We start from the raw sequence: 25,554 nt of genomic DNA, 5'->3' as shown, positions 1-25,554 counted from the left end.
CATGCCGTCGTCCGGCTCACCTTGTCGAAAGGCCCGCCCATGAGCGCCGCGACCCCTGCCCCCGTACCCGTCCCTGCCCCCGTCCCCGTCCCCGTTCGTTCGCCGCTGCCGAGCGGGCTGTCCGGCAGGACCGCCGTACTCATCGGCGGCAGCTCGGGCATCGGGCTGGCCGCCGGTGTCCTGCTGCGGTCGGTGGGCGCCCGGGTCGTACTGGTCGGGCGGGACGCCGACCGGCTGGAGGCCGCCGTCTCGCGGGTGCGCGGCGCGGGATCCGAGGGCGGCGAGGACGCCGTGGTGGGCGTCCGCGGCGACGGGGGAGACGAGCGGGTGCTCGCCGAGGTCTTCGAGCGGGTCGGCGAGGTCGACCATGTGTTCGTCACCGCGGGCGGCATCAGCGGTGCCGGCGCGCTGACCGAGCTGACCGCCGAGGACGTCCGCACGAACGTGGACTCCCGACTGTGGGCGGCCTTCGCCGTCGCCCGCGCGGCGGCGAAGCGGCTCCCCGCGGGCGGCTCGCTCACGTTCAGCTCGGGGATCCTCGTGGTCCGTCCGATACCCGGGATGGCCGTCCCGCTGTCGGTCGTCGGCGCCGTGGAAACGCTCACAAAGGCGCTCGCGGTGGAACTGGCCCCGTCGCGGCTGCGGGTGAACGCTGTCCGCTTCGGGCGGATCGACACCCCGCTGCTGCGGTCGCTGCCGGGGCTGGACTCGGACGAGGCGGTCGCCGCCGCCGGATCCGGCGCCCCCCTCGGCCGGTTCGGCACCGCCGAGGAAGCCGCCGCAGCGGCCCTGTTCCTCATGGCCAACAACTACGTCACCGGCCAGGTGATCACCGTGGACGGCGGAGAGACGCTGGCCTGATCCGCCCCGGGCCGCCGGGACGGACCAGGCGAGTCGCGGGTCAGCCGATGGCGGGCTTACTGGCCGACCAGGCGGTCACGGACAGCCGGCCGCCGTCGAGGTCCTGGGCGAAGGCGACGGTGCTGTGCGCGTTGCTGCCGGTCGGGGAGATCTGCAGGTACTTGGCGTGGACGGTGTCCTGGCCGACGTGGGTCCACACCAGGTCGGCCCAGGCCGAGGCGCCGGGCCGCAAGGTGACCTGGCGCACGCCCGGGTCCTGGGCGAAGTAGGTGCTGCCGTGCCGGACGGTGGTCGGTATCGCGGAGTGTCCGGCGCCCTCCAGCGCCAGGCCGGCGTAACCGCTGAAGGCACAGGTGGTCGTGCCGGTGTTGGTCAGGCGCAGCAGCGTGCCCTGGTGGTTCATGCCCGCCTGCTCGGGGCCGCTCGGGTCCACGGCGGCCTTGAGCGTCCCGGGCTGGCACGCGGCGGCACCGGTGTGCGGTGCGGTAACGGCCGCGGTGGCTGCTCCCGCGCCGAGGAGGCCGGTGGCGGCGACGGCACTGGCGACGGCGGCGGCAGTCAGCAGACGACGCATGTGATCAAGTCCTTTCGTTCGCGCCCCGGTCGTACGCAACGTTCCGGGGCACGCGACGACATCCGGTCGACGACCACACTGCACGCCGAATGTTGTGATTCCGTCATGGGAAGGCAACGAGCGGAAACGATTCAGTGGCATGACGCCCTGTTGGTGCTGACGGCCCCAACTCGGCGCCGCGGAGCCTGAGTTGGCTCACAACGCGTTCCACATCGCGTGGAGTTCACGCCACTCGGGGGCCGGCCCGGTCAGCGGGTCGCCGGAGGCGGGGGCGCGCAGGCCGTCGAGGACGAGTTCCAGGTAACGGGAGCGCAGCTCCGCCGAACGTTCCGCACCGGCCGGGATCCGCAGCGAGAGCAGTTCCAGCAGCAGCGGGACGTCGGCCGGGCCAACGTCGCGGCGGAGCGCGTCCGCCTCGTGCGCCGCGGCCACCAGCGCGTCCAGCGCCGACCGCAACCGGGCCGCGGCGGCGGCCACTTCACCGGTGGACGGCAGCCGGCCGCCGAGCAGCCGCAACAGCGGACCGCCGGGCTCCTGGTCCGACACCGCGTCCCGCAGGAACGCGGTGAACGCCGTCCACGGGTCCGGATGGCGGGCGCTCGCGGCGGTGGCCTGCTCGGTGAGGCGGTCCATGGCCAGGACGCGCATGCGTTGCGCGAGCGCCTCCTTGCTGGGGTAGCGGCGGTAGAGGCTGCCCATGCCGATGCCGGCCCGCCGGGCGATCTCCGACACCGGTGCGTCCCAGCCGAGTTCGGCGAAGGCGGCGCGGGCCGCCCGCATCAGCCGTACGTCGTTGCGGTCCGCCTCCCGGCGTCGTCCCCGGGGGGCGCCGCCGCGCGCGCCGTCGTCCATGGGAGCGCTCACATCCGGGAGGCGCCGGCGCCGCCGTCGACCCGGAGCACGGTGCCGGTGACGAAGCCGGCGTCGGAGCCGACGAGCAGCCCGATGGCCCGGGCCACGTCGTCCGGTTCGGCGACCCGGCCCAAGGGGGTGCGTTCCGCGATCCGCCGCTGGACCTCGGCCGGGATGCCGGCGCTGGCCTCGGTGCGGACGTAGCCGGGGGAGACCACGTTGACGTTGACGCCCAGCGGGCCGGCCTCGCAGGCGACGAACTGGGCGAAGGTGTTCAGGGCCGCCTTGGCGGTGCCGTGCGCGATCATCCCGGGCGCGGACGGCCCCTCGGCGAGCAGGCTGGAGACGTAGACGATCTGCCCGTACCCCTGTCCGGACATGACGGCGAGGGCGTGCTGGGTGAGCGGGTAGACGGCGGCCAGTTCGTCGGTGACCTTGCCGCGGAAGTCCTCCCACGGCAGGTCGCGCAGCGGGGTCGGGGTGAAGTGCGCGGCGGCGGCGTTGCACACCAGCACGTCCAGCCGTCCGCCCTCGGCGGCCCGGCGGACGAGTTCGGCGGCCTCGTCGTCGTCTCGTACGTCACCGCGGACGGCGAAGGCGCTGCCGCCGTCGGCCGTTATCTCCTTGACCACCTGGTCGGCGGCGGCGCGGTTGCTGAAGTAGTTGACGGCCACCCGGTAGCCGCGGGCGGCGAGGTGACGGGCGGTGGCGGCACCGATGCCGCGGCTGCCGCCGGTGACCAGGGCGGTGGGAGTGTCGGTCATGTCCCCTCCGGAGTTCGTGGTGGCCGGAGCTTATCGGAGCGGAGCGCTCCGTTCAAAAGCGGTCCGGTTGTGAGCGCTCACAGTCGGGAGCGCGCTGCACAGTGCACCGGGCACGCAAACGAACCTTGTGAGCGCTCACATCGCGCCTCGCACCCCCGAACGCCCGCTTCGTCGGGCACGCCGGGCACGCGCCACAACGTTGTGAGCGCTCACACCCCAGCTCACCCCCCCCGGCTCACCCCCAGCTCACCCCCGACTCGTCCTCCGAGGACGCACGCTTCGGCGCACACTGGGCACACGCAAGGACGCGGGACCGTACACCCACCCTCACCGGAGGCAGCAATGGCGTCCGACAGCGAACCGCGCAACCCGCCCGGCGCCCCGCCGCGCCATCGCCGGATCGCTTACGAACTGATCGGTTGCGGCCTGCACGGCCACCACCTGGCGGGCACCGGCGCGGCCCGGGTGCGCCCCGAGGACGCGCCGCTGGTCCGCGAGGGCGACGGGCTGCGCTGGCACCGCTGTCTGCGTTGCGACGCCTGGCTGCCGCTGCGCCCGCCGGAGCACCCGGAGCGGGAATTCCCGCCCGGCCGGGACGAGGTCACCGTGCCCCTGCGCGGCAAACCGCTGCGCGACCGGTACGTGCTGCGGCTCATCGCCCTCGACCGGCTGGTGCACTTCCTCGTGCTGGGCGTGCTCGCCGGCTCCGTGCTGCTCTTCGTCGACGACCGGGCCCGGTTGCGGGGGCCCTACTACCGGATCCTGGACGCCGTCCAGCACGGCGTCGGCGGCACCGGCGGCACCTCCGGGCACGGCTTCCTGGGCGACCTGGACAAGGCGTTCGCCGCGCACGCCTCGACGCTGTGGGTGATCGGCGCGGTCTTCGCCGGGTACGCCGTGCTGGAGGGCGTGGAGGCCGTCGGGCTGTGGTTCGCCCAGCGCTGGGCGGAGTACCTGACGTTCGTGGCCACCGTGATCCTGCTGGTCCCGGAGGTCTACGAGCTGACCGGACGGGTCAGCGCCACCAAGATCCTCACCCTGGTGATCAACATCGCCGTGGTGGTCTATCTGCTGATCGCCAAGCGCCTGTTCGGGCTGCGCGGCGGCGGCCGGGCCGAGCAGGCCGAACGCGACCGCGACAGCGGCTGGCAGGCGCTGGAACGGGTGCTGCCGTCCGGCCGGTGACCGGTCCGGTTCAGTCCGAGAAGTCCTGGGTGAGCCACACGGTGCCGTCGGGGTCGCGGTGCACGGCGATGCCGACGTGGGTGAAGGTGGCGCTCAGGATGTTGCGGCGGTGGCCGTCGTCCGGCGGGCGCTCGTCGAGCATGTCCTGGGTGAGGCCGACGGCGGCGGTGGCGATCTGCTGGTCGTCCGGGCCGGCCGTGGCCCGTCCGATGTTCTCGCCCGCGGCGCCCCAGTGGACGCCCTGGGCCGTCTCCCGGTCGCCCAGCGGCGGTTCGCCGGGGCACTGGTGGGACAGCCCGCAGCCGCTTCCCATCACGGTGTTGTGCGCCGCCGCGCTGCGGTTGAGGCCGGGGGAGAGGGTGTAGGGCGGCAGCCCCTGCTCGGCGCGGGCCCGGTTCATCAGCGCGAGCACCTGCTCGACCGGGCCGGAGCCCTGCGTCGGCGACGCGGTGGGCACCGGTGCCGCCGACGCGGTGGCGGCGGGCCGGGGCACGGGGCGTACGACGGTACGGGACGGGGCCGGCCGGTGCGTCGCGGGCGCGGGTACGGAACGGTGGGCGGCCGGGTGGGACGGCGTGGCGGTGGCCGGCACCGGCAGCGGCGCCGACCTGGCCTGGAGCGGCTGGGCGGCGGCCGGGGCGGCGGTGGTGGTGGGCCGGGCGGCGTCGGAGGAGCTGATGGCCACGGACATCACGGTGGCCGCGGCCGTCACCGCGGCGCCGCCGGCCAGCAGTTGGGCGGCGCGCGGCCGGACGGCGGGACGGCGGTGGCCACCGGGCCGCCTGCCGCCCGTCCGGGGTCCGCGCGCCGCGTGCCGGGACCCCGCCGGGGCGCCGGCCCCGTCCGTCCGGAACGACGCCGCCACCGTCGCCGCGTCCGGGTCCGGCCGGCCCGCGGCGGCGAGCAGCGGCGGCACCAGGGCGAGGCCGGCGAGCAGACTCTGCGCGGGTATCAGGCCGCGGCGCCGGCCCGAGCAGGTGCGGCAGTCCCGTACGTGCCGGGCTATGCGCTTGCGCCACAGGGCGGAGGGCACACCGTCCCACCGGGCCACCACCGGCTCCAGCCGCCGGCAGCGGGCGGAGGCGGAGAGCGCGCGCACCACCAGCCGGGCGGTCTCCAGTTGCGCCTTCATCCGCTGCACCCGTACCGCGACGCACGGCGCGGGCAGCTTCAGCGCGGCGGCCACCTCCGCGCGGGTCAGCTCCCCGGCCGCCTCCAGCCACCACAGCGACAGCAGCGCCCGGTCGTCGTCGTCCAGCCACCGGGTCGCCTCGGCGACCTCCCGGCGCTGTCCGGCCAGCCCCAGCCGCATGATGGTGAGGTCGGCGAAGTCGGCGCCGGGATCGGGCAGTTCGGCCAGTTCCTCGATCCCGGTGCGGGCGGCGGCGGCCTGTTTGCCGCGATGGTGCCGGCGTATCTGGTTCATGGTCACCGCCACCAGCCAGGCCCGGAAGCGCCGCGGGTCGCGCAGTCCGGCCAGCCCGTCCAGGGCGCGGAGCATGGTCTCCTGGACCACGTCGTCGACGTCGGCGTGGCCGTGCAGCGCGCGTCCGACGATGTTGTAGACGAGCGGCAGGTAGGCGGCGACCAGTTCGTCGCGCGCCCGCTCGTCCCCCGCCCGCGCGGTCGCGATGACCGTGGCTTCGTGTTCCGGCGTCATGGGGTCTCCTCGCTCCCGGTCGCAACCCGTGGGTGCGGTGCGTACGTTCGTCGTTCAGGGAGACCCCGCGGGACCGGTGCGGATAACAGAAAACGCGGATTTCCCCGGTCGGTCAGTTCTCCCGCAGGGTGCTGATCGCCTCTTGCAGCCAGCCGATCCAGAAGCGTTCGAGTTCGATGCCGCCGCGCAGGACGAGGTGGCGCAGGCGGTCCTCGGGTGCCTGGCGTTCCGGCGGGAAGTCGCGTTGCTCGATCTCGCGGTAGTGGCCCAGCTGGCGGCGGTGGAGGTCGAGGTGGCGGTGGAGTTCGGCGTCGAGGCCCTCGGTGCCGACGACGGCGGCGGCGCGGATGCGCAGCAGCAGGGCGTCGCGCATGGGTTTGGGGTCCTGGCCGGCGGTGGCCCAGGCGGTGAGTTCGGCGCGGCCCGCGGGCAGGACCTCGTACTCCTTCTTCTGCCCGCGGGCCGGCTGCGCGGTGGGCAGGGCCCGGATGAGCCCCGCCTGCTCCAGGCGTCCCAGCTCCCGGTAGATCTGCTGGTGCGTGGCCGACCAGAAGTAGCCGATCGACTTGTCGAACCTGCGCGTCAGCTCCAGCCCCGACGACGGCTTTTCCAGCAGGGCGGTGAGGATCGCGTGCGGGAGTGACATGGTGCGCATCCTAGGTCGTGCCGCCGGACGGCCGCCGCCCGCCCGGAGGCGGCGCCCCCGTCGCGTGCCAGGGCGGTCGGACGACTCGACGGCAACGCCCGGTGTGGATCATGGCGATGGGCTTGGAGGGCGCGGGGGCGCTGCGCCTTGGCAGCGGGGTGCCGGGACAGGCCCTCGCCCGGCCGTGGCCCTTGGCGGCACCGCCACCACCGCGCAGTTCACCGACACGCTGCTCGAACTGCTCCGACGCGGCGGCCTTCGCACCGTACGGCCGAACGGTACGCAGGAGTCCTCGCCGCCCGCCGCACCCCGTCACCGTGACGGCATGAACGCCGGACCGGGCCGCGTCCCGGACGCGTCGCGTACGCGTTCCTCAACGAGGAGCGCTACTCAGACCTCGGCCATGGCGCGACGGCGCAGTTCCTTCTTGTCGGGCTTGCCCACGTCGGTGTGGCGGGTGGCCGGCGACGGTGAGGACTGCCGAGCCCTGGACCGCCCGGTCCCGCGTGGCGATGACGGTGTGTCCAGGACGACATGGTGCGTGCTGGATCACGCGGCGGCACCGGGCCGCCGCGTGACGGCCGGGTCAGAGGGTGGCGGCCAGCCGGGTGCCCTGGTCGATGGCGCGCTTGGCGTCGAGTTCGGCGGCGATGTCGGCGCCGCCGATGAGGTGGACGCGGTGGCCGGCGGTCCGTAGCGCGTCGAAGAGGGCGCGGTCGGGTTCCTGGCCGGCGCAGACCACGACGGTGTCGACCGCGAGGGTGTGGTCCTCGCCGTCGACGGTGATGTGCAGCCCCTCGTCGTCGATGCGGCGGTAGGTGACCCCGGCGAGGGTGGTGACGCCGCGGTGGCGCAGTTCGGTGCGGTGGATCCAGCCGGTGGTCTTGCCCAGGCCCGCGCCGACCTTGCCGGGCTTGCGCTGGAGCAGGTGGACGGCGCGCGGGACGGCGGGGTGGTCGGGGCGGCCCAGGCCGCCCGGGGCGCGGTACCGCGGGTCCACGCCCCACCGCCGGAAGTACGCCGCCGGGTCCTCGCTCGCCGCGTCACCGGGGTCGGTGAGGTATTCGGCGACGTCGAAGCCGATGCCGCCGGCGCCGATGACCGCCACCCGCCGGCCGGCCCGCACCCGTCCGCCCAGCACGTCGAGGTAGCCGGTGACGCTGGGGTGGCCGATGCCGTCGATCTCCGGGACGCGCGGGGTGACCCCGGTGGCGACCACGATGTCGTCGTACTCACCGGGGGCGAAGGCCTCCGGCGTCACCCGGTGGCCGAGGCGTACCTCGACGCCGTGCTCCTCCAGCTGGACGCGGAAGTAGCGCAGCGTCTCGTGGAACTCGCCCTTGCCGGGGATCCGGGCGGCCACCCGCAGTTGTCCGCCGATGGCGTCGGCGGCGTCGTAGAGGGTGACGTGGTGACCGCGTTCGGCGGCGGAGACCGCGCAGGCCAGCCCGGCGGGTCCGGCGCCGACGACGGCGACGCGGCGGGCGTGCCGGGTGGGGGAGAGCACCAGCTCGGTCTCGTGGCAGGCCCGCGGGTTGACCAGGCAGGAGGTGATCCGCCCGCTGAAGGTGTGGTCCAGGCACGCCTGGTTGCAGCCGATGCAGGTGTTGATGGTCCCGGCGCGGCCGGCCCGCGCCTTGGCCACGAAGTCGGGGTCGGCCAGCATCGGGCGGGCCATGGAGATCAGGTCGGCGTGGCCGGAGGCCAGCAACTCCTCGGCCTTCTCGGGGGTGTTGATGCGGTTGGTGGCGACCAGCGGTACGGAGACGGCGCCCATGAGTTCGCGGGTCACCCAGGCGAAGGCACCGCGCGGCACCGAGGTGGCGATGGTGGGGATACGGGCCTCGTGCCAGCCGATGCCGGTGTTGATGATGGTGGCCCCGGCCGCCTCGATCTCCTTGGCGAGGGCGACCACCTCCTCCAGCGTCGAGCCGCCGGGCACCAGGTCGAGCATGGAGAGCCGGTAGATGACGATGAAGTCGGGGCCGACCCGCTCGCGTACCCGGCGGACGATCTCGACCGGGAAGCGGACGCGGTTTTCGTAGCAACCGCCCCAGCGGTCGGTGCGGTGGTTGGTGGCGGCGGCGATGAACTCGTTGATCAGGTAGCCCTCGGAGCCCATGATCTCCACGCCGTCGTAACCGGCGAGGCGGGCGAGTTCCGCGGTGCGCACGAAGTCCTCGATGGTCTCCTCGACCTCGTCGTCGGTGAGGGCGTGCGGGACGTGCGGGCTGATCGGGGCCTGGAGGGCGCTGGGGGCGACCAGATCCGGGTGGTAGGCGTAGCGGCCGAAGTGCAGGATCTGCAGGGCGATCCGGCCGCCCTCGCGGTGTACGGCGGCGGTGACCCGGGTGTGCTCCTCGGCCTCCGCCCCGGTGGTGAGCTTGGCACCGCCGGGGTAGGGGCGGCCCCGGTCGTTGGGGGCGATGCCGCCGGTGACGATGAGGCCGGCTCCGCCCCTGGCCCGGGCCGCGTAGAACGCCGCCATCCGCTCGAAGCCGCCCTCGGCCTCCTCCAGGCCGACGTGCATGGACCCCATCAGCACGCGGTTGGGCAAGGTGGTGAACCCCAGGTCGAGCGGGGTGAACAGATGCGGGTAGGCGCTCATCGCGGCGTGACCTCCGTGTGTCGTCGCAGCGATTATGCAACGAGTTGCACAACCTGCCCAGGGAACGGCGGCGACGGATGCGTCACAGGTGGCGGGCGGCGCTGCCGTCCATGCGCGACACCGATGTACTCGCCTGGAACCGGTTCACCGCCGCGCTGATCGACTTCGGTGCCCCGCCGCCGCGGCCTCGCCCGGCTGGTCTTCCCGGGCGAGCGCTGATCGCCCGCACCGTGGCCTGGGCGGGCGGGAGCGCCCCGGTGCGCTGGGCCGGGGCCGCCCCGCGTCGCGGCGCCGTCAGCCGGGGGCCGCCGGGAGCGTCGTCACGAAGCGGGCGCCGCCGCCGGGGGCTTCGGTCACCTCGATGGTGCCGAGGTGACGGTGTGTCAGGTTGCGGACGATGGCCAGGCCCAGTCCGGAGCCGCCGTCGTCGCGGCTGCGGGCGTCGTCGAGGCGGACGAAGCGCTCGAAGATGCGTTCCCGGTCGGCGGCGGGCACGCCGGGACCGTCGTCGGCGACCTCCAGGGTCACCCGGTCGTCGGCGCGGCGCACGGTGACGGTGACCGCGGAGACGGCGTGGCGCTGGGCGTTGTCGACCAAGTTGCCGAGAACGTGGGCGAGTTGGGCCCGGTTGCCGGTGACCGCGGTGGGCCGGCCGGGCAGCGCGGCGGTCACCGGGACGCGGTCGGCGGCCCGGTGCGCCAGCTCCTCGCGGACGAGCGCGGCCAGGTCCACCCGTTCCGTCCGGGGCGGCTCACCGGCGTCGAGCCGGGCCAGCAACAGCAGGTCGGAGGCGAGGCGTTCGAGCCGCAGCGTGTCGTCGATCAGACCGCCGATCTCCAGCAGTTCCGGATGGGCGCGGGCCACCTCCAGCTGGGTGCGCAGGCTGGTGATGGGGCTGCGCAGTTCGTGCGAGGCGTCGGCGATGAAGCGCCGCTGCCGCCCGGCGGACTCCTCCAGCGCGGCCAGCGTGGCGTTGGTGGTGGCCGCCAGCCGGGCCACCTCGTCCCGGGCGTCCGGCTGCGGCACCCGGCGCGACAGGTCACCCTTCATGATCTCCGCCAGCTCCGCCCGGATCGCCTCCACCGGACGCAGCGCGCGCCGCGTCACCAGCCAGCTCGCCAGCGCGATCACCGCGATCAGCGGCAGCAGCCCCAGCATCATCACGTTGCGCGCACTGGTGATCGCCTGCCGCTCGGTGTTGAGCGAGGCACCGGCGTACACGGTGACGATGTGGTCGCGCGCGGTGGCCGCGTACACCGCCGCCACCCGGTACGGGCGGGCGTCGGCGACCCCCGGCAACCGGAACCGCACCGTGTCGAAGCGCACCGTGGTGGCGGCCGAACCGGGCACGTACACCCGGTCGTCCGGGTCGGCGGGGCGGCGCGGCTGGCGCGGCGCGGGCGCGAAGCCGGCGAACGGCGGCGCCCCGCGCAGCCGGGGCCCGGCCGCCAGCACCGTGCCGTCCGACTTGACCACCTGCACCGGCTGGTTCTCGGCGTTGGGCAGCGCGAGCGAGGAGAACTCCGCGCCGTTGGTGATCTGGGTGGCCACCTCGCGGGCGGTCACCTCCGCCTGGAGGCTGGTGGCGTCCACCAGGTTGCGGTGGAGCACCGCCAGCACCGCGCCGCCGGCGCCCACCAGCGCCACCGCCACCACCAGCGTGGAAGCCGCGGTGGTACGGGCCCGTACCGAGCCCCGCCAGCGCGGCGCGCGCCGCCGCTCCCGCCCGGCGCGGCGGTCAGCCACCGTCGGCCGCCAGCCGGTACCCGGCGCCGCGCGCCGTGGTGATCGACCGGCGGCCGAACGGCGCGTCGATCTTCCGGCGCAGCGCGCTGATGTACACCTCGACGATGTTGGGGTCGCCGTCGTAGGCGAAGTCCCACACGTGGTCGAGGATCTCGGCCTTGGAGACCACCTGGCCGGCGTGGACCGCCAGATGCTCCAGCACCGCGAACTCCTTGGCGGTCAGCGGCACCTCGCGGTCCTCCCGGAAGCAGCGCCGGGCCGCCGGGTCCACGGTCAGCGTGCCCAGCCGCAGCACCGGGGTGCCGCCCCGGGTACGGCGCCGCAGCAGCGCCCGGATCCTGGCCAGCAGCACCACGTAGGAGAACGGCTTCGTCAGGTAGTCGTCGGCGCCGGTGTCCAGCCCCTCCGCCTCGTCGTACTCGCCGTCCTTGGCGGTGAGCATCAGGATCGGCGTGGTGTCGCCGTCGACCCGCAGCCGGGCGCAGACCCGGTAGCCGCTCATGCCGGGCAGCATCAGGTCCAGGACCACCAGGTCGTACGTGCCGGTCGCCGCCATGTGCAGCCCCTGCACCCCGTCGTGCGCGACGTCCACCGCGAAACCGTCCGCCACCAGGCCCCTGGCCAGCGTCACGGCCAGGCGCCGCTCGTCCTCGACGATCAGCAGCCGCATGGACAACAGCCTGGCACAGGTTTTCTGAAGCCGCCTTCAGGGACGTTCAGCGGGGCCTCAGCGTCGGTGCGCCAGGGTGGAGGTCTGGAAGCGCCAGTCCGGCACGAGGGAGGTTCCCCGTCGTCCGAGCCGTCCCGCAGCCTGGAGGTAACACCATGGACACCCGGCTCCCCATCGGCATCGTCAGCACCGGTTCCCATCTGCCCGACGCCGTCGTGGGCAACGACGAGATCGCCGCCCGCACCGGGGTGACGGCCGAGTGGATCGAGCGGACGACCGGCGTCCGCGAACGGCGCCGGGCGGCGCCCTACGAAGCGACGTCGGACCTGGCCGCGGTCGCCGCCGAGCGCGCGATCGAGCAGGCCGGACTCGCCGCCGGCCAGCTGTCCTGCCTGGTGGTGGCGACCTGCACCTCCGACCACCCGCAGCCGGCCACCGCCGCCGTGGTGGGCCGGCTGATCGGCGCCCGGCGGGCCGTCGCCTTCGACGTCAACGCCACCGGCGGCGGATTCCTGTGCGGTTACGCCGCCGCCGAACGGATGCTGCGCGGCGAACCGGCCGGGTCCTACGCGCTCGTGGTCGGCGCCGACGTCTGCTCCCGCCTGGCCGGCCCGGCCGATCCGCGCGGCGCGGCGCTCCTCGGCGACGGCGCCGGAGCGGTGGTGCTCGGCCGGGTCCCCGCGGGCCAGGGCACCCTCGCCACCGTGCTGTCGGGGTGCGCGGACGGATCCGGCGCGGTGGCCGAGCCGGCGCCGGAGGACCGCGCGCCGCACGAGAACGCCGGTTACCTGACCACGGCCGGGCCGGGCGGACGCGCGGTGGCCGTCCGGCGGCTGCGGCAGGCGGTGGAGCGGGCGCTGCGCACGTCCGGGCGCCGCCCCCACGAGGTGCGCCACTTCGTCCCGCAGCAGTGCGACGGCGCGCTGCTGGACGCGGTGTGGCCGCGGCTGGGCCTGGACGCCGGTTATCTGCACCTCGCCCTGAGCCGGCACGGCAACACCGGTTCGGCGTCCATCCCGCTCACCCTGGACAAGGTCCACCGCGAGGGGCTGCTGTCCGAGGACGACCTGGTGCTGCTGTGCGGCCTCGGGGGCGGCGGGCCGGCCGGGTCGGTGCTGCTGCGCTGGACCGCCACGCGGTACGCCCGCTCGGCCTCCGGCGGCCTGGCGTCCTTCCTGCGCCACCGTCTGCCGGCCCCCGCCGCGCCCGACCGGCACGGGCCGGCGGTCCCGGCGGCCGGCCTTCGCGCGGCGCGTCCGGCGTGACGGTTCAGCCCGGGTCGCCGGGCAGCGGATGCGCGGTCGCCCAGCGGTCGAGCGGTGACCGGTACGGGCGGTTCGCCGACGCCCTCGGTGAACCGGTCGCGCAACCCCGGCTCCCACAGGTCGGGCAGCAGCGGCGCAATCCTCGGCGGTGCGGCGGACGGTTCGGGCATCGGACGTTCCTCCCGGGCTCGCGGTGATGGATGTTACCCACGGTAAGCCCATGGTGCGGGCGGACGGGAGAACCGCGCGGAACCGGGTACCCGCAACGGAGGACGTGCCGGACGGGCCGCCGGAACGCACCCGTACCGGCACCGCACCCGACGGACCCGGGAGGGACCATGACCACCACCGCCGCCCCCGCCACCCCGCGCGCCGTCCCGGCACCGCCGGCCCCGCGCGGACCGGTGTCGGCGGCGATCACCGCGGCGCTGCGCCGGCCGCCCCCGGCCGGCCCGCTCCCCTGCGACGAGGCCGCCCGCGCCGACCCGTACGGCGACGACCTCCAGCTTGCCCTGCACCTGTGCTACGAACTCCACTACCGGGGGTTCGCCGGCACCGACCCGGCCTGGGAGTGGGACCCCGAACTGCTGCGCCTGCGCGGCGCGTTGGAGGACGTCTTCCTGCGCGCGCTGCGCGACGAGGTGGCGGGCGGCACCGACCTGGACGGCGAGCTGTCCGCGCTGCTGACCGAACCCGTGGAGGGCACCGGCGTCAGCCACCACCTCGTCGGCGAGGGGACCTGGGAACACCTGCGGGAGTTCTTCGCGCACCGCTCCGTCTACCACCTCAAGGAGGCCGACCCGCACGCCTGGGTCATCCCGCGGCTGCGCGGCCGGGCCAAGGCGGCGCTGGTGGCCGTGGAGTTCGACGAGTACGGCGGCGGACGCGCGGAACGGGTGCACGCCACGCTCTTCGCCGACCTGCTGGCCGCCGCCGGCCTCGACCCCGGCTACGGCGGGTACGTCCCCGTGGCCCCGGCGGTCGCGCTGGCCCCGGTCAACCTGATGTCCTGCCTCGGACTGCACCGCGCGCTCCGCGGCGCCCTCGTCGGCCACTTCACGGCCGCCGAGATCACCACGGCCCCCAGCGCCCGGCGACTCGTCCGCGCCCTCGACCGGCTCGCCGCGCCCGAACCGTGCCGCCGCTTCTACCGCGAACACATCGAGGCGGACGCCGTCCACGAACAGGTCATGCGCCACGAAGTCATCGGCGGCCTCCTCACCGACGAGCCCGACCTCGCCGCCGACGTCGTCTTCGGCATCCAGGCCACCAACGTGCTGGAGGAACGGCTGGGCGGGCACCTGTTGGACCACTGGCGCCGAGGGGTGACGTCGCTGCGGGAGCCCTTGCCGGGGGCGAGTTGAGGGGTGCGGCCGGGCCGCCCGCGTAACCCCGGCGGGCTCAGCGGGCGCGGCGGCGGTGGCTGGTGTCGCACCAGGGGTAGGCGCGGCTGCGGCGGCAGGTGCAGATGGCGACGAGGAAGCGGTCGGAGGACGCCGTGGTGCCGTCCGGCAGGACGACCTCGACCGGGCCTTCCACCAGGAGGGGGCCGTCGCGGACCACGGTGATCCGGCGCGGTTCCCGGCCGTCCGGGCGCTCCTCGCCGGTGTGGTCGTCAGCGTCGTGCGGGCCGGTCGGCACGGATCACCACCAGTTCCTCCGTCCGCGTCCCGGCGTCGATCAGGCCGCGTTCCCGCAGCCAGGGCGCCCGGGAACGCATCACCGGGCCGAACGGCACCGTCGCCCGGTCCACCACCGCCGCCTTCAGCCCACGGCACCGCAGCATCGCCAGGGTGCGTCCGGTGCCGCTAAGCGCCGAGTGCACCAGCAGCAGGGTGCCGTCCGGGGCGAGCAGGGCCGGGGCGCGGCGGCAGATGCGGTCGAGCACGGCGCGGCCGTCGGCGCCCGCGTCCCAGCCACGGGCGGCGCCCCGGGCCGGAAAGGGGGCGCCCGCCGCCACGTACGGCGGGTTGGCCACGATCACGTCGAACAGCTCACCGCCGACCGGGGTGAGCAGATCGCCCCGGAGCACCCGTACCCGTCTGCCCCGCAGCGCCGCGTTGGCCCGGGCGGCCCACACCGCCCGCCGCGAGACGTCCACCGCGGTGACCGGGCCCGCCCCGGCCGCGGCGGCGGCCAGCGCCAGCGCTCCGGTGCCGGAACACACGTCCAGCACCCGGGCCCCGGGCGGCGGCGCGGCGGCGCGCAGCGCCCTGACCAGCAGCCAGGTATCGCGTTGCGGGGGGTAGACCCCGGGCAGTCGCAGCAGCACCGGCCCCGGGTACCCGGCGCACGCGTGCCGAAACGCGGTGCCGGACCGGGGAGGGTCAGCGGATCAGCTCGTGCGCGAGCGCCGCGTACACCAGCTCGCTGCCCCACTCGTCGCCACGCAGGTCGCTCTCGACCAGATGGGCCTCCTTGCGCATCCCCAGCCGTTCGCACACCCGGGCCGACGCGGTGTTCTCCGCGTCGAGGCGGGCGAAGAGGCGGTGGGTGCCGAGCCGGTCGAAGGCGAGCGCGGCGAGCGCGCGGGCCGCTTCGGTGGCGTAACCCCGGCCGCCGTGGGCCGGGTTGAAGACCCAGCCGATCTCGGTCTGCCCGGCGCGTACGTTGGCCAGCTTGACCATCACCTCGCCGACGACCCCGGGCTCGCCGCGCCGGCAGACCGCGAGCACCACGGAGTCGTCCACCTCCTGCCAGCGCACCGGGCCGTCCGCCAGCTCGGCGACGACCTCGGCGCACCGCTCCCGGGTGCGCGGCGGCCGGTAGAGGTACTTGGCCACGCCCGGCAGCCCCTGGTAGGCGTACATGTCGTCCACGTCGTCACGGGTGAACGGCCGCAGCACGAGCCGTTCGGTGGTGACCGGTACCGTCATCGGCCCGTAGGCCGTCTCCTCCGCCAAGGCGATGCTCCTTAACTCGGGCCGTCGGGCCGGGCGAACGGCGCCGCCCCGGCCGGGGGTCCGGCCGGGGCGGCGTGCTGGAAAAGGTGGCGATGCGTCAGGAGAGCGACGCGATCGCGCGGTTGAAGGTCTCCGAGGGACGCATCACCGCGGCGGCCTTGGCCGGGTCGGGCTTGTAGTAGCCGCCGATGTCGGCCGGCTCGCCCTGGACGGCGTTGAGCTCGTCGACGATGGTGGACTCCTGCTCGGTGAGGGTCCGCGCCAGGTCGGCGAAGGCCTCGGCGAGCTGCGCGTCCTCGGTCTGCCGGGCCAGCTCCTGCGCCCAGTACATGGCCAGGTAGAAGTGGCTGCCGCGGTTGTCGATGCCGCCGATGCGGCGGGTCGGCGACTTGTCCTCGTCGAGGAAGGTCGCGGTGGCGCGATCGAGGGTGTCGGCCAGCACCTGGGCGCGGGTGTTGCCGGTGGTCTTGGCGTACTGCTCCAGCGACGGCACCAGCGCGAAGAACTCACCGAGCGAGTCCCAGCGCAGGTAGTTCTCCTTGACCAGCTGCTGGACGTGCTTGGGCGCGGAGCCGCCGGCCCCGGTCTCGAACAGGCCGCCGCCCGCCATCAGCGGCACGATCGACAGCATCTTGGCGCTGGTGCCCAGCTCCAGGATGGGGAAGAGGTCGGTGAGGTAGTCACGCAGCACGTTGCCGGTGACCGAGATGGTGTTCTCACCGCGGCGGATGCGCTCCAGGGAGAACTTGGTGGCCTCCACCGGGGACATGACGCGGATGTCCAGGCCCTCGGTGTCGTGCTCCGCCAGGTACGCCTCGACCTTGGTGATCAGCTGGGCGTCGTGCGCGCGGGTCTCGTCCAGCCAGAAGACCGCCGGGTCGCCGGTGGCCCGGGCGCGGGTGACGGCGAGCTTGACCCAGTCGCGGACCGGCAGGTCCTTGGTCTGGCACATGCGGAAGATGTCACCGGCGCTCACGGTCTGCTGGAGCACCACCTCGCCCGCCTCGTCGACCACCCGTACCGTACCGGTGGTGGGGATCTCGAAGGTCTTGTCGTGGCTGCCGTACTCCTCGGCCTTCTGCGCCATCAGGCCGACGTTGGGCACCGAGCCCATGGTGGCCGGGTCGAAGGCGCCGTTGGCCCGGCAGTCGTCGATCACGGCCTGGTAGACACCGGCGTAGCTGCTGTCCGGGAGCACCGCGAGGGTGTCGGCCTCCTTGCCGTCCGGCCCCCACATGTGGCCGGAGGTACGGATCATGGCCGGCATCGAGGCGTCCACGATGACATCGCTGGGTACGTGCAGGTTGGTGATGCCGCGGTCGGAGTCGACCATGGCCAGCGCCGGGCCCTCGCCCAGCTCCGCGTCGAAGGACGCCTTGATCTCGGCACCCTCCGGCAGCCCTTCCAGGCCCTTGAAGATGCCGCCCAGGCCGTCGTTGGGGGTGAGCCCGGCCGACGCCAGCACCTCGCCGTACTTGGCGAAGGTCTTCGGGAAGAAGGCACGCACCACGTGGCCGAAGACGATCGGGTCGGAGACCTTCATCATGGTGGCCTTCAGGTGCACCGAGAACAGCACGCCCTCGGCCTTGGCCCGGGCCACCTGCGCGGCCAGGAACTCCCGCAGCGCCGCCACCCGCATCACCGAGGCGTCCACCACCTCGCCGGCCAGCACCGGCACCGACTCGCGCAGCACGGTGGTGGTGCCGTCGTCCCCGGCCAGCTCGATCCGCAGCGAACCGGCCTCGGCCACGACCGCGGACTTCTCGGTGGAGCGGAAGTCGTCACCGGTCATGTGGGCGACGTTGGTCTTGGAGTCGGCCGTCCAGGCGCCCATGCGGTGCGGGTGGGTCTTGGCGTAGTTCTTCACCGAGGCGGGCGCCCGGCGGTCCGAATTACCTTCCCGCAGCACGGGGTTGACGGCGCTGCCCTTGACCTTGTCGTAACGGGCGCGGATCTCCCGCTCCTCGTCGGTCTTCGGGTCGTCCGGGTACTCCGGCAGCGCGTAGCCCTGCTCCCGCAGCTCGGCGACGGCCGCCTTCAGCTGTGGGATCGACGCCGAGATGTTCGGCAGCTTGATGATGTTGGCGCCGGGCGTCTTGGCCAGCTCGCCGAGCTCGGCGAGCGCGTCATCGATACGCTGGCCCTCTTCCAGGTACTCGGGGAAGACGGCGAGGATCCGCCCGGCTAGGGAGATGTCACGGGTCTCCACGGTGACCCCGGCCTTCGAGGCGTACGCCTCGACCACCGGCAGGAACGAATAGGTCGCCAGGGCCGGGGCCTCGTCGGTGTGCGTATAGATGATGGTCGAGTCAGTCACCGGGTGCTCCGCTCCACGTCTGCACTTTGCTTGACATCAAGATATCCCGTGGGCGTCCCCGACGCGACAAGGGGCCCCCGGGCACCACCGGCCACCGCCCGCCCGGGCCGCCGGAACCCCTCGGGGCCCGACGGCGGCGCGGCTACCGGTAACCGAGCGGGCCGCGCCCGGTGCGGAAGTCCATCGCCCGCCCCAGCTCCCGCAGGGTCTGCTCGGCGGTCCGACGTACCTCGGCGGGGACGTCGCCGCGCTCCTGCACCAGCCGGGCGTAGATCGGCGCGTCGGATCGTTCTGTACCACTCACGGTGAACGCTGTCCTTCCAGACGGCTGCCCCCGCGCGGCGCCGGGGCTCGGGTCGGTGGCCGAGTCTACGGGTCCCGGACACCGGCCACCGTCCGGTTCCGCGGTGCGGGACGCCACATCGGAACAGGTTGCACGAAGGCCCGCTGACGGGGTGTGACACGGAAAACCACCGGCGCCCCGCGCGCGCCCCGGAGACAATGCCGGGGTGGACGACGAGACGACCGAACGGTTCCTGCGGGACGGCTTCGTGAAGCTGACCGGTGCCTTCGACGAGGCCACCGCGCGCGAATGCGCCGCCCTGCTGTGGGCCGAGACCGGGTACGACCCGGACGACCCGGCCACCTGGACGCGGCCGGTGGTCCGGGTGCACGACATGGCCCAGGAACCCTTCGTCCGGGCCGCCAACACCCCGGTGCTGCACGCCGCGTTCGACCGGCTGGTGGGCCCGGGACGCTGGGTGGCGCGCGGCTCGCTCGGCACGTTCCCGTTGCGGTTCCCGCACCCCGAGGAACCGGACGACGCGGGGTGGCACATCGAGGGGAGCTACCTGCCGGACGGCGCCCGGGGGTTCCACGCCAACGTCCGCTCGCGCGACCGGGCGCTGCTGATGCTCCTGCTGTTCACCGAGACCGGCGAGGCGGACGCGCCCACCCGAATCCGGGTCGGCTCCCACCTCGACGTGCCGCCGGTGCTGAACCGGTACGGCGAGGCCGGGGTGTCGATCTTCGAGATCGCCGCGGAGGTCGAACGCGTCAGCGCGCACCGCCCGGTGGTCCGGGCCACCGGCCGCCCCGGGGACGTCTACCTGTGCCACCCCTTCCTCGTCCACGCCGCGCAGCCGCACCACGGCACCCGCCCCCGTTTCATGGCCCAGCCGCCGCTGCACCCGGCCGTCCCCTGCGACCCGTACCGCACCGACGGCCCGCTCTCCCCGGTGGAGGCCGCGATCCGGACGGCCCTCGCCCTGGCGGCCTCCGGCTGACCCGGCCGCGCCGGGCGCGGTGATCCGTTTCCGCCCGGTGCCGACGCTGCTGCCCTACGACGTGACCAAGGCCGGCGTCGCCAACACGACCGCCGCCCTCGCCCAGCTCCTCGCCGACCGCGGCATCCAGGCCAACAGCGTCGCACCCGGCCCCATCTGGACCCCGCTGATCCCGGCCACCATGCCGCCGGAACAGGTGGCCGAGTTCGGCAAGGGCGTCCCGCTGGGCCGCCCCGGCCAGCCCGCCGACGCGCGCCCCGGAGACGTAACTCGCCTCGTCGGAGGCGAGTTACGTCTCCGGGGCGCGCGTCGCCGTCACCGGGGGGCGCCCCATCCTCTGACCGGCGCGTCCCCTACGGGAGACCACAGGGTGATCTCCGGGACGGCTCCCTCCGCGGGACGACGTGTCGCCACCGGCCGACCGGCACGATGGTGGCCACGCGGACACCTCCGCGAAGTGCCGTGCCCTGGAGGCCCTTTGAAACGCCGACCGTCGATCTCCCTGGCCCTGGCCGCGAACGCCGTGCTCTCCGCCGCCGCGACGGGGGCCGCCGTAGCCGTCGCGCCCGCTGCCGCCGCCGGCACCCCGCCCGCACTCGCCTGGCACGACTGCCACACCGCGCAGACCCCGGCGTCCCTGGAGTGCGCCACGCTCGACGTGCCGCTGGACCGGTCGCGTCCGGACGGGCCGAAGATCAAGCTCGCCCTCGACCGGCTGCCGGCCACCGATCCGGCGCACCGGGTCGGTCCGCTGCTGGTCAACCCCGGCGGCCCGGGCGGCTCCGGCACCGCGGTCGTCGCCCAGGGCGGGATGCTCCTCGGCATCCCGGACCTGAAGCCACTGCGTGAGCACTTCGACATCATCGGACTCGACCCGCGCGGCGTCGGGGAGAGCACCCCGGTCCGCTGCTCCACCCCGGTCTACGACCCCGCCACGCCCACCCTCCCGGCCGACCCGGCGCAGTACCGGCGCATGGTGGCCGACAGCCGCGCCCACGGCCTCGACTGCGCCAAGGCCACCGGCCCCCTCATCGGCCACGTGGACACCGTCAGCGCCGCCCGCGACATCGACGCCGTCCGCGCCGCCCTCGGCGCCCCTGAAATCTCCTGGCTCGGGGTCTCCTACGGAACGGAACTGGGCGCCGCCTACGCGGAGTTGTTCCCGGGCCGGGTGCGGGCGATGGTGCTGGACGGGGCCGTCGACCACAGCCGTTCGATGGCGCGGCAGGCGGTGGAGGAATCGGCCGCGATCGAGCGGGAGTTCGGCCGGTTCGCCGCCTGGTGCCGGGGTACCGCCGACTGCCCGCTGCACGACCGCGACATCGCCGGTGACTTCGACGCCCTGCTCGCCCGGGCCGACCGCGGCGAGGTGACCGACCACACCCTCGGCCGCCGGGTCTCCGCCGCCGAGGTCACCTCGGCCGCCTACAACCACCTCGCGCTGCGCTTCCTGTGGCCCCACCTCGCCACCGCCCTCGCCGCCGCCGAACGCACCCCCTCCGACCCCGCCCTCCTCGACCAGGCGCTCCCCGCCACGGACCCCGGCTACACCGCGTACCGGGCGATCGGCTGCCAGGACTTCCCGCCCGCCCTGCGCGGCTACGCCGACCTGCGCGACCGGATGGCGGCCGTCGAGCGGGCGGCCCCGCACATGTGGCGCTACTCGGAGTTCTGGAGCTGGACCACCGGGTGCGCCGGCTGGCCCGGCAAGGCGGCCAACCCGCCACGCCCGCAACACATCAGCGGCGTCCCCACCATCCTCGTGGTCGGCAACACCTACGACCCGTCCACCCCCTACGCCTGGGCCCGCTCCCTCGCCGCCCACATCGACGGCAGCCGCCTCCTCACCTACGACGGCGACGGCCACACCGCCCTCTACCACTCCTCCTGCGCCCGCGAGCTCGAAGCCGACTACCTCGTCACCACCGACGCCCCGGCCGCCGGAACGGTCTGCCGGGACTGACCACGGCGTCGGGAAAAAATCTTGCCGCCCGTGTCATACGGCGACCCCGTCCGGTGCGTGTAGGGGGCGACAACGGCACAGGGCGCCGCCGCGGGACGTGGATCGGGGCCGTGCCGCCATCAACGGGAGGAAACCGATGACACGAGCACTCGTCTCCAGGGTCGCCGTGGTGACCGCGGGCGCGCTCACCGCCGGGCTCGCCGTCCTGGCCACGCCCGCTCACGCGGCACCGCAGGACCCGCCGGCCGGCTGGGTGCTGCGCGACAAGTACTGGACGTTCGACGGCTGCAACAGCGCCGGCCAGCAGGGCATCGGCCGCGGCGCGTGGGACCAGTACCAGTGCGCCAACGGCAGGGTGTTCTGGGTGCTGTGGACCAACCGATGAGCCACTGACCGGGGGGATACGGGGGATACGGGGGAACGGGGGAGGACGCGGCCGGCGCCGGGGTGAACGGCGCCGGCCGCGTCCGCGCGGGAACGGTCAGCCGGCCGGGGACGTACCGGGGACGCAGGCGGCGGCTTCCCGCGTCGCGGCACAGGAGGCCAGCAGGCGCAGGCCCTCCTCGGAGGGGGAGCCGGGCTCGGCGGTGTAGACGGTGAGGGTGAGCCCGGGTTCGGCGGCCATCTCCAGCCCTTCGTAGGCGAGGGTGAGGTCGCCGACGGCCTGGTGGTGGAAGCGCTTGGTGCCGGTGCGGTGACGGCGGACGTTGTGGGCGCCCCAGCGGGTGCGGAAGTCGTCGCTGCGGGTGGACAACTCGCCGACGAGGTCGTGGAGGTCCTTGTCGTGGGGGTTGCGGCCGGCCTCGGTGCGCAGGATGGCGACGGTGACGTCGGCGGCCTGGTCCCAGTCGGGGTAGAAGCGGCGGGAGGCGGGGTCGAGGGAACTGGAACCGGGCGAGGTTGGCCTCGTTGCCGCGGGTGGCGTAGACGTCGGCGAAGAAGGCACGGGCGAGCTGGTTGGTGGCGAGGATGTCCATGTGGCCGTCGCGGACGAAGGCGGGCCCGGCGGTGATGGCGTCCAGGGTCCACTGCAGGCTGCGGTGGGGCGTCCACTGCCGGGTGGCGCGGCGGCGGGGACGGGTGAGGGCCTGGGAGCCGTCGGCGGCCTGCGCCAGGTTGAGCAGGTGGGCGCGCTCGGCGTCGTCGAGCTGGAGGGCGTGGGCGAGGGCTTCCAGGACGGCCGGGGAGACGCCCGCGAGGCTGCCGCGCTCCAGCTTGGCGTAGTACTCCACGCTCATGTCGGCGAGGGCGGCGACCTCGCTGCGGCGCAGGCCGGGCACGCGGCGGCAGGTGCCCGAGGGCAGGCCCGCCCGCTCCGGGGTGATCTTGGCTCGCCGCGAGGTGAGGAACTCGCGGACCTCGGCTCGGTTGTCCACACCTCCGACGGTACGTCCCGTGCCCGCCCGGAGGGATGTACTGCCGGTACACCTCTCGCCGGTGACTCGCTGCGCGCGCCGGGAGCGGGTTGCCTGGACGACGTGGCGTTCCCCGCCCGACCGTGCACGCGGACCGGGCGGACGGCCCGCCCCCGGTCCTCCGCGACCGGTCCGCCCCCCGCACTCGGCGACGGCACCTCTTGCCGGGCGCCTCGGCACGCGAAGGAACCCCTCTCATGCGCGGCGCAGTCATCCACGCCCCCGGCGATGTCCGCTTCGAGACGCTGGACGACCCGAAGATCCTCCACCCCACCGACGCCGTCATACGCACCGCCGTCACCTGTGTGTGCGGCTCCGACCTGTGGCCCTGGCGCGGCCTGGAGCCGATCGGCGATCCGCATCCGATGGGGCACGAGTACGTCGGCTTCGTCGAGGAGGTCGGCTCGGAGGTCACCACCGTCAAGCCCGAGCAGTTCGTCGTGGGCTCGTTCGCCACCTCCGACAACACGTGCGCCAACTGCCGCAACGGCTTCCCGTCCAACTGCCTGCACCGCGACTTCATGAGCACCTGCCAGGCCGACCACGTCCGCATCCCCAACGCCCAGGGCACCCTGGTCGCCACCGACGAGGTGCCGGACGAGGGGTTCTGGCCGGGCCTGCTGGCCGTCTCCGACGTGATGGGCACCGGCTGGTGGGCCGCCGACGCCGCCGAGGTGCGGCCCGGCTCGACCGTCGTGGTGGTCGGCGACGGCGCGGTCGGCCTGTGCGCGGTGATCGCCGCCAAGGAGATGGGCGCGGAGCGGATCATCGCCATGAGCCGCCACGAACCCCGCCAGGAACTGGCCCGGGAGTTCGGCGCCACCGACATCGTCACCGAGCGCGGCGACGAGGGCGTCGCCAGGATCAAGGACCTGACCGGCGGCATCGGCGCCGACAGCGTGCTGGAGTGCGTCGGCACCGCCCAGGCCGTGCGGCAGGCCCTGCGCTCGACCCGGCCTCATCGACCGCGTGCTGGCCGGCCGGATCGACCCGGGCAAGGTCTTCGACCTCACCCTCCCCCTGGACCAGGTCGCCGACGGCTACCGGGCCATGGACGAACGCCGTGCCGTCAAGGCGCTGCTCAAGCCCTGACCCCGGCACCGACCACCCCCGCACCGCGAAGGAGTCACCCCATGCCCAAGCAGTCCGCCCCCGGGGAACTGAGGACGATCGCCCCCAAGCTCGTCGACCTCACCGACGACGTGCTCTTCGGCGACGTCTGGGAGCGTCCCGGCCTTTCACCGCGTGACCGGAGCCTGGTCACGGTGAGCGCGCTGACCGCGCTCTACCGCGGCGAGCAGCTCGGCCACCACCTCGGCGTCGCCCTGGACAACGGGCTGAGCGTGGCGGAGCTGTCCGAGGCCATCACCCACCTGGCCTTCTACGCGGGCTGGCCCAACGCCATGACCGCGATCAACCAGCTCAAGAAGACCACCGGCGAACGCGGCTGCGCCTGAGCACGGAGGCGCCCGGCCGCCTCAGCCGGGGGAACCGGAGGCGGCCGGGCACTGCGGCACCTCGGTGGTGTTGCGGGTGCGTACTCCCGGCAGCCAGCCCACGGTGCCGTCGGAGAGCGTGACGTGGTACCAGCGCTGCGAGGTGACCCCCGCCTCGTCGGTGACCAAGGTGGCGTCGGCCACCACGCAGTCGGCGGTGACGCGGTCCCCGTGCCACACCCGGCCCACCGTACGCCGGCCGCCCCAGGGGGCGTACGGATCGGGGAGCACGGCCAGCGAGCACTCCAGGGTGCGCAGCGGGCGGCACGCCGGCTCCGCGTTGTACACGGTGAGCGCCACCGCGTGGTGCCCCTCGGCGGGCAGCGCGTGCCGGGCGGAGGGGCGCAGGACGATCGTGGTCAGCAGCGCGGCACCCGTGACGACGAGCGCGGCGACGCAGGCCGCCACGACGACCGGCAGCCGCGGCCACCGGCGGGCCGTCCGTCGCGCGCCGGGCGCCGGGGCCGGACGGGCGGCGGGCGCGGCGATCCGCTCCCACAGCCCGTCCGGCACCTCGATGGACTCCTCGGCGCGTCGCAGCAGCGACCTCAACGGCGCGGCGGGGTCGCCGTCCGGATGCGCAGCGTCCTGCCTCATGCGGTCGGGTCCTTGGTGAGGGTACGGAGGGCGTCCAGCGCACGGGCGCGGGCCCGGGAAATGGTGCCGCGGTGGACGCCGAGAATTTCGGCGGCCTCGTCGATCGTATGCGCGTCCAGATCGACCAGCACCACCGCGGCGGCCTGTTTCAGCGTCAATTGCCGCAACAGCCAGCGGACCTGCCATTCCGCTTCGCGCAATTCCAGCACCCCGCCGCCGCTCGGCACCTCCGGCGGCTGCCCGGTGAGCACCTGCCGGCGGCGCCGGCGCGCGTCGTCGCGGATGGTGCTCACCAGCGCCCGGAACGCGTACGCGTACGGCACCGGGTGGGCGGTGAGGCGTTCCGGGCGAGCGGCGAGCCGCAGGTAGGTCTCGTGCACCACGTCCTGCGCGCTCTCCCCGGCGAGCATCGCGGCCCGCCGGTAGAGCCGGGGCAGCAGTTCGCAGAAGACCTCGTCGAACCCGTCGCGTCCGGGGTGTTCCGCGGACACGCGCACGCCGTCGTTCGGATGCACCGCGACCGACCGTCCCCCTTCGGTGACCGAATCCCCGGTGACCGCCGCCGATTTCACCGACCGGGCCGGGGCCCGGCTCGGCAGGGACATTGTGCGGCACGGCACGGGACGAACGAGCCGCGTTACCGGAAATCCGGTTCTCAACCGTGCCGAGGGAAACTGGTTCGGGTGAATTCCGGGATGCCGAACCGTTTTTCTTCATCTGCCGAATCGTTTTTCGTTCACCCGGCC

General features: G+C 74.3%; 23 protein-coding genes and 3 pseudogenes. 10 read left to right on the top strand and 16 right to left on the bottom strand.

Going from position 1 to position 25,554, the window contains the following annotated elements; translation table 11 throughout:
* Positions 1 to 39 precede the first annotated feature (39 nt).
* The gene (locus SCATT_RS30505) at positions 40 to 861 is read left to right on the top strand and encodes an SDR family oxidoreductase (RefSeq protein WP_014151535.1); all 822 of its coding nucleotides are present in this window, start codon (positions 40 to 42) and stop codon (positions 859 to 861) included.
* A gap of 40 nt (positions 862 to 901) precedes the next feature.
* Here SCATT_RS30505 and SCATT_RS30500 read toward each other — a convergent pair whose 3' ends face one another.
* From SCATT_RS30500 to SCATT_RS30490, 3 genes are all read right to left on the bottom strand, one after another.
* Positions 902 to 1,435: a DUF4232 domain-containing protein gene (locus SCATT_RS30500; protein ID WP_014151536.1), complete on the bottom strand. Its 534-nt coding sequence runs from the start codon at positions 1,433 to 1,435 to the stop codon at positions 902 to 904.
* A 195-nt stretch (positions 1,436 to 1,630) separates the two neighbouring features.
* Positions 1,631 to 2,287: a TetR/AcrR family transcriptional regulator gene (locus tag SCATT_RS30495; protein ID WP_014151537.1), complete on the bottom strand. Its 657-nt coding sequence runs from the start codon at positions 2,285 to 2,287 to the stop codon at positions 1,631 to 1,633.
* 8 nt (positions 2,288 to 2,295) lie between these two features.
* Positions 2,296 to 3,051: an SDR family oxidoreductase gene (locus SCATT_RS30490; RefSeq protein WP_014151538.1), complete on the bottom strand. Its 756-nt coding sequence runs from the start codon at positions 3,049 to 3,051 to the stop codon at positions 2,296 to 2,298.
* A gap of 342 nt (positions 3,052 to 3,393) precedes the next feature.
* Between SCATT_RS30490 and SCATT_RS30485 the strand changes: the two genes are divergently transcribed.
* Positions 3,394 to 4,236, top strand: a complete 843-nt coding sequence (locus tag SCATT_RS30485; RefSeq protein WP_014151539.1) for a DUF2127 domain-containing protein — start codon at positions 3,394 to 3,396, stop codon at positions 4,234 to 4,236.
* Positions 4,237 to 4,246: 10 nt separating this feature from the next.
* Here the strand turns inward: SCATT_RS30485 and SCATT_RS30480 are convergent, their stop codons facing one another.
* The 5 genes from SCATT_RS30480 to SCATT_RS30460 form a co-directional block, all read right to left on the bottom strand.
* Positions 4,247 to 5,896 (bottom strand): sigma-70 family RNA polymerase sigma factor, encoded by a 1,650-nt coding sequence (locus SCATT_RS30480; protein ID WP_014151540.1) that lies wholly within the window; start codon positions 5,894 to 5,896, stop codon positions 4,247 to 4,249.
* Positions 5,897 to 6,008: 112 nt separating this feature from the next.
* On the bottom strand, positions 6,009 to 6,542 hold the full coding sequence (locus SCATT_RS30475; RefSeq protein WP_014151541.1) for a PadR family transcriptional regulator: 534 nt from the start codon (positions 6,540 to 6,542) through the stop codon (positions 6,009 to 6,011).
* 586 nt (positions 6,543 to 7,128) lie between these two features.
* The gene (locus tag SCATT_RS30470; RefSeq protein ID WP_014151542.1) at positions 7,129 to 9,150 is read right to left on the bottom strand and encodes an NADPH-dependent 2,4-dienoyl-CoA reductase; all 2,022 of its coding nucleotides are present in this window, start codon (positions 9,148 to 9,150) and stop codon (positions 7,129 to 7,131) included.
* 294 nt (positions 9,151 to 9,444) lie between these two features.
* A complete protein-coding gene (locus tag SCATT_RS30465; RefSeq protein WP_014151543.1) occupies positions 9,445 to 10,896 on the bottom strand; it encodes a sensor histidine kinase in 1,452 nt (483 codons plus the stop codon).
* On the bottom strand, positions 10,889 to 11,566 hold the full coding sequence (locus SCATT_RS30460; RefSeq protein ID WP_014151544.1) for a response regulator transcription factor: 678 nt from the start codon (positions 11,564 to 11,566) through the stop codon (positions 10,889 to 10,891). Before SCATT_RS30460 ends, SCATT_RS30465 begins: the two co-directional genes overlap by 8 nt.
* 155 nt (positions 11,567 to 11,721) lie before the next feature.
* Here SCATT_RS30460 and SCATT_RS30455 point away from each other — a divergent pair, with 155 nt between their 5' ends.
* Entirely contained in the window at positions 11,722 to 12,831 is a 1,110-nt protein-coding gene (locus tag SCATT_RS30455) for a 3-oxoacyl-ACP synthase III family protein (RefSeq protein WP_014151545.1), read from the top strand.
* Between the two features lie 338 nt (positions 12,832 to 13,169).
* The gene (locus SCATT_RS30450) at positions 13,170 to 14,195 is read left to right on the top strand and encodes an iron-containing redox enzyme family protein (protein ID WP_014151546.1); all 1,026 of its coding nucleotides are present in this window, start codon (positions 13,170 to 13,172) and stop codon (positions 14,193 to 14,195) included.
* Between the two features lie 37 nt (positions 14,196 to 14,232).
* Here SCATT_RS30450 and SCATT_RS30445 read toward each other — a convergent pair whose 3' ends face one another.
* From SCATT_RS30445 to SCATT_RS39135, 5 genes are all read right to left on the bottom strand, one after another.
* Positions 14,233 to 14,472, bottom strand: a complete 240-nt coding sequence (locus SCATT_RS30445) for a CDGSH iron-sulfur domain-containing protein (RefSeq protein WP_014151547.1) — start codon at positions 14,470 to 14,472, stop codon at positions 14,233 to 14,235.
* Positions 14,447 to 15,103 carry a HemK2/MTQ2 family protein methyltransferase gene (locus SCATT_RS30440; RefSeq protein ID WP_014151548.1) on the bottom strand — a complete coding sequence of 219 codons (657 nt, stop codon included), beginning with the start codon at positions 15,101 to 15,103 and terminating at the stop codon, positions 14,447 to 14,449. Before SCATT_RS30440 ends, SCATT_RS30445 begins: the two co-directional genes overlap by 26 nt.
* A gap of 55 nt (positions 15,104 to 15,158) precedes the next feature.
* Positions 15,159 to 15,734 (bottom strand): GNAT family N-acetyltransferase, encoded by a 576-nt coding sequence (locus SCATT_RS30435; protein ID WP_014151549.1) that lies wholly within the window; start codon positions 15,732 to 15,734, stop codon positions 15,159 to 15,161.
* Positions 15,735 to 15,831: 97 nt separating this feature from the next.
* Positions 15,832 to 18,051: an NADP-dependent isocitrate dehydrogenase gene (locus tag SCATT_RS30430; protein ID WP_014151550.1), complete on the bottom strand. Its 2,220-nt coding sequence runs from the start codon at positions 18,049 to 18,051 to the stop codon at positions 15,832 to 15,834.
* Between the two features lie 142 nt (positions 18,052 to 18,193).
* Positions 18,194 to 18,355, bottom strand: a complete 162-nt coding sequence (locus SCATT_RS39135; RefSeq protein ID WP_014151551.1) for a hypothetical protein — start codon at positions 18,353 to 18,355, stop codon at positions 18,194 to 18,196.
* A gap of 205 nt (positions 18,356 to 18,560) precedes the next feature.
* Here SCATT_RS39135 and SCATT_RS30425 point away from each other — a divergent pair, with 205 nt between their 5' ends.
* The 4 genes and pseudogenes from SCATT_RS30425 (at position 18,561) to SCATT_RS30415 (ending at position 21,685) form a co-directional block, all read left to right on the top strand.
* Entirely contained in the window at positions 18,561 to 19,337 is a 777-nt protein-coding gene (locus SCATT_RS30425; protein ID WP_014151552.1) for a phytanoyl-CoA dioxygenase family protein, read from the top strand.
* Between the two features lie 34 nt (positions 19,338 to 19,371).
* Positions 19,372 to 19,678: pseudogene (locus tag SCATT_RS38245) on the top strand (SDR family oxidoreductase); the annotation flags it as partial.
* 137 nt (positions 19,679 to 19,815) lie between these two features.
* Positions 19,816 to 21,300 (top strand): alpha/beta hydrolase, encoded by a 1,485-nt coding sequence (locus tag SCATT_RS30420; RefSeq protein ID WP_014151553.1) that lies wholly within the window; start codon positions 19,816 to 19,818, stop codon positions 21,298 to 21,300.
* Positions 21,301 to 21,436: 136 nt separating this feature from the next.
* Positions 21,437 to 21,685 (top strand): hypothetical protein, encoded by a 249-nt coding sequence (locus SCATT_RS30415; protein WP_014151554.1) that lies wholly within the window; start codon positions 21,437 to 21,439, stop codon positions 21,683 to 21,685.
* Between the two features lie 96 nt (positions 21,686 to 21,781).
* Here the strand turns inward: SCATT_RS30415 and SCATT_RS30410 are convergent.
* Positions 21,782 to 22,676, bottom strand: a pseudogene (locus tag SCATT_RS30410) (helix-turn-helix transcriptional regulator).
* Positions 22,677 to 22,912: 236 nt separating this feature from the next.
* On the opposite strand from SCATT_RS30410, the pseudogene SCATT_RS30405 reads away from it, so the two are divergent.
* Together SCATT_RS30405 and SCATT_RS37120 are read left to right on the top strand one after the other, a co-directional pair.
* Positions 22,913 to 23,807, top strand: a pseudogene (locus SCATT_RS30405) (zinc-binding dehydrogenase).
* Between the two features lie 41 nt (positions 23,808 to 23,848).
* Positions 23,849 to 24,172 carry a carboxymuconolactone decarboxylase family protein gene (locus tag SCATT_RS37120; RefSeq protein WP_078590542.1) on the top strand — a complete coding sequence of 108 codons (324 nt, stop codon included), beginning with the start codon at positions 23,849 to 23,851 and terminating at the stop codon, positions 24,170 to 24,172.
* Positions 24,173 to 24,193: 21 nt separating this feature from the next.
* On the opposite strand, the gene SCATT_RS30400 is transcribed toward SCATT_RS37120, so the two are convergent.
* Positions 24,194 to 24,808: a hypothetical protein gene (locus SCATT_RS30400; protein ID WP_014151557.1), complete on the bottom strand. Its 615-nt coding sequence runs from the start codon at positions 24,806 to 24,808 to the stop codon at positions 24,194 to 24,196.
* Complete coding sequence (locus SCATT_RS30395) at positions 24,805 to 25,299, bottom strand: RNA polymerase sigma factor (RefSeq protein WP_231904922.1); 495 nt, start codon at positions 25,297 to 25,299, stop codon at positions 24,805 to 24,807. Before SCATT_RS30395 ends, SCATT_RS30400 begins: the two co-directional genes overlap by 4 nt.
* Positions 25,300 to 25,554 lie beyond the last annotated feature (255 nt).

Source organism: Streptantibioticus cattleyicolor NRRL 8057 = DSM 46488 (assembly GCF_000240165.1).
GTDB lineage: Bacteria > Actinomycetota > Actinomycetes > Streptomycetales > Streptomycetaceae > Streptantibioticus > Streptantibioticus cattleyicolor.
This window is presented reverse-complemented; position numbering and strand designations above follow the sequence as displayed.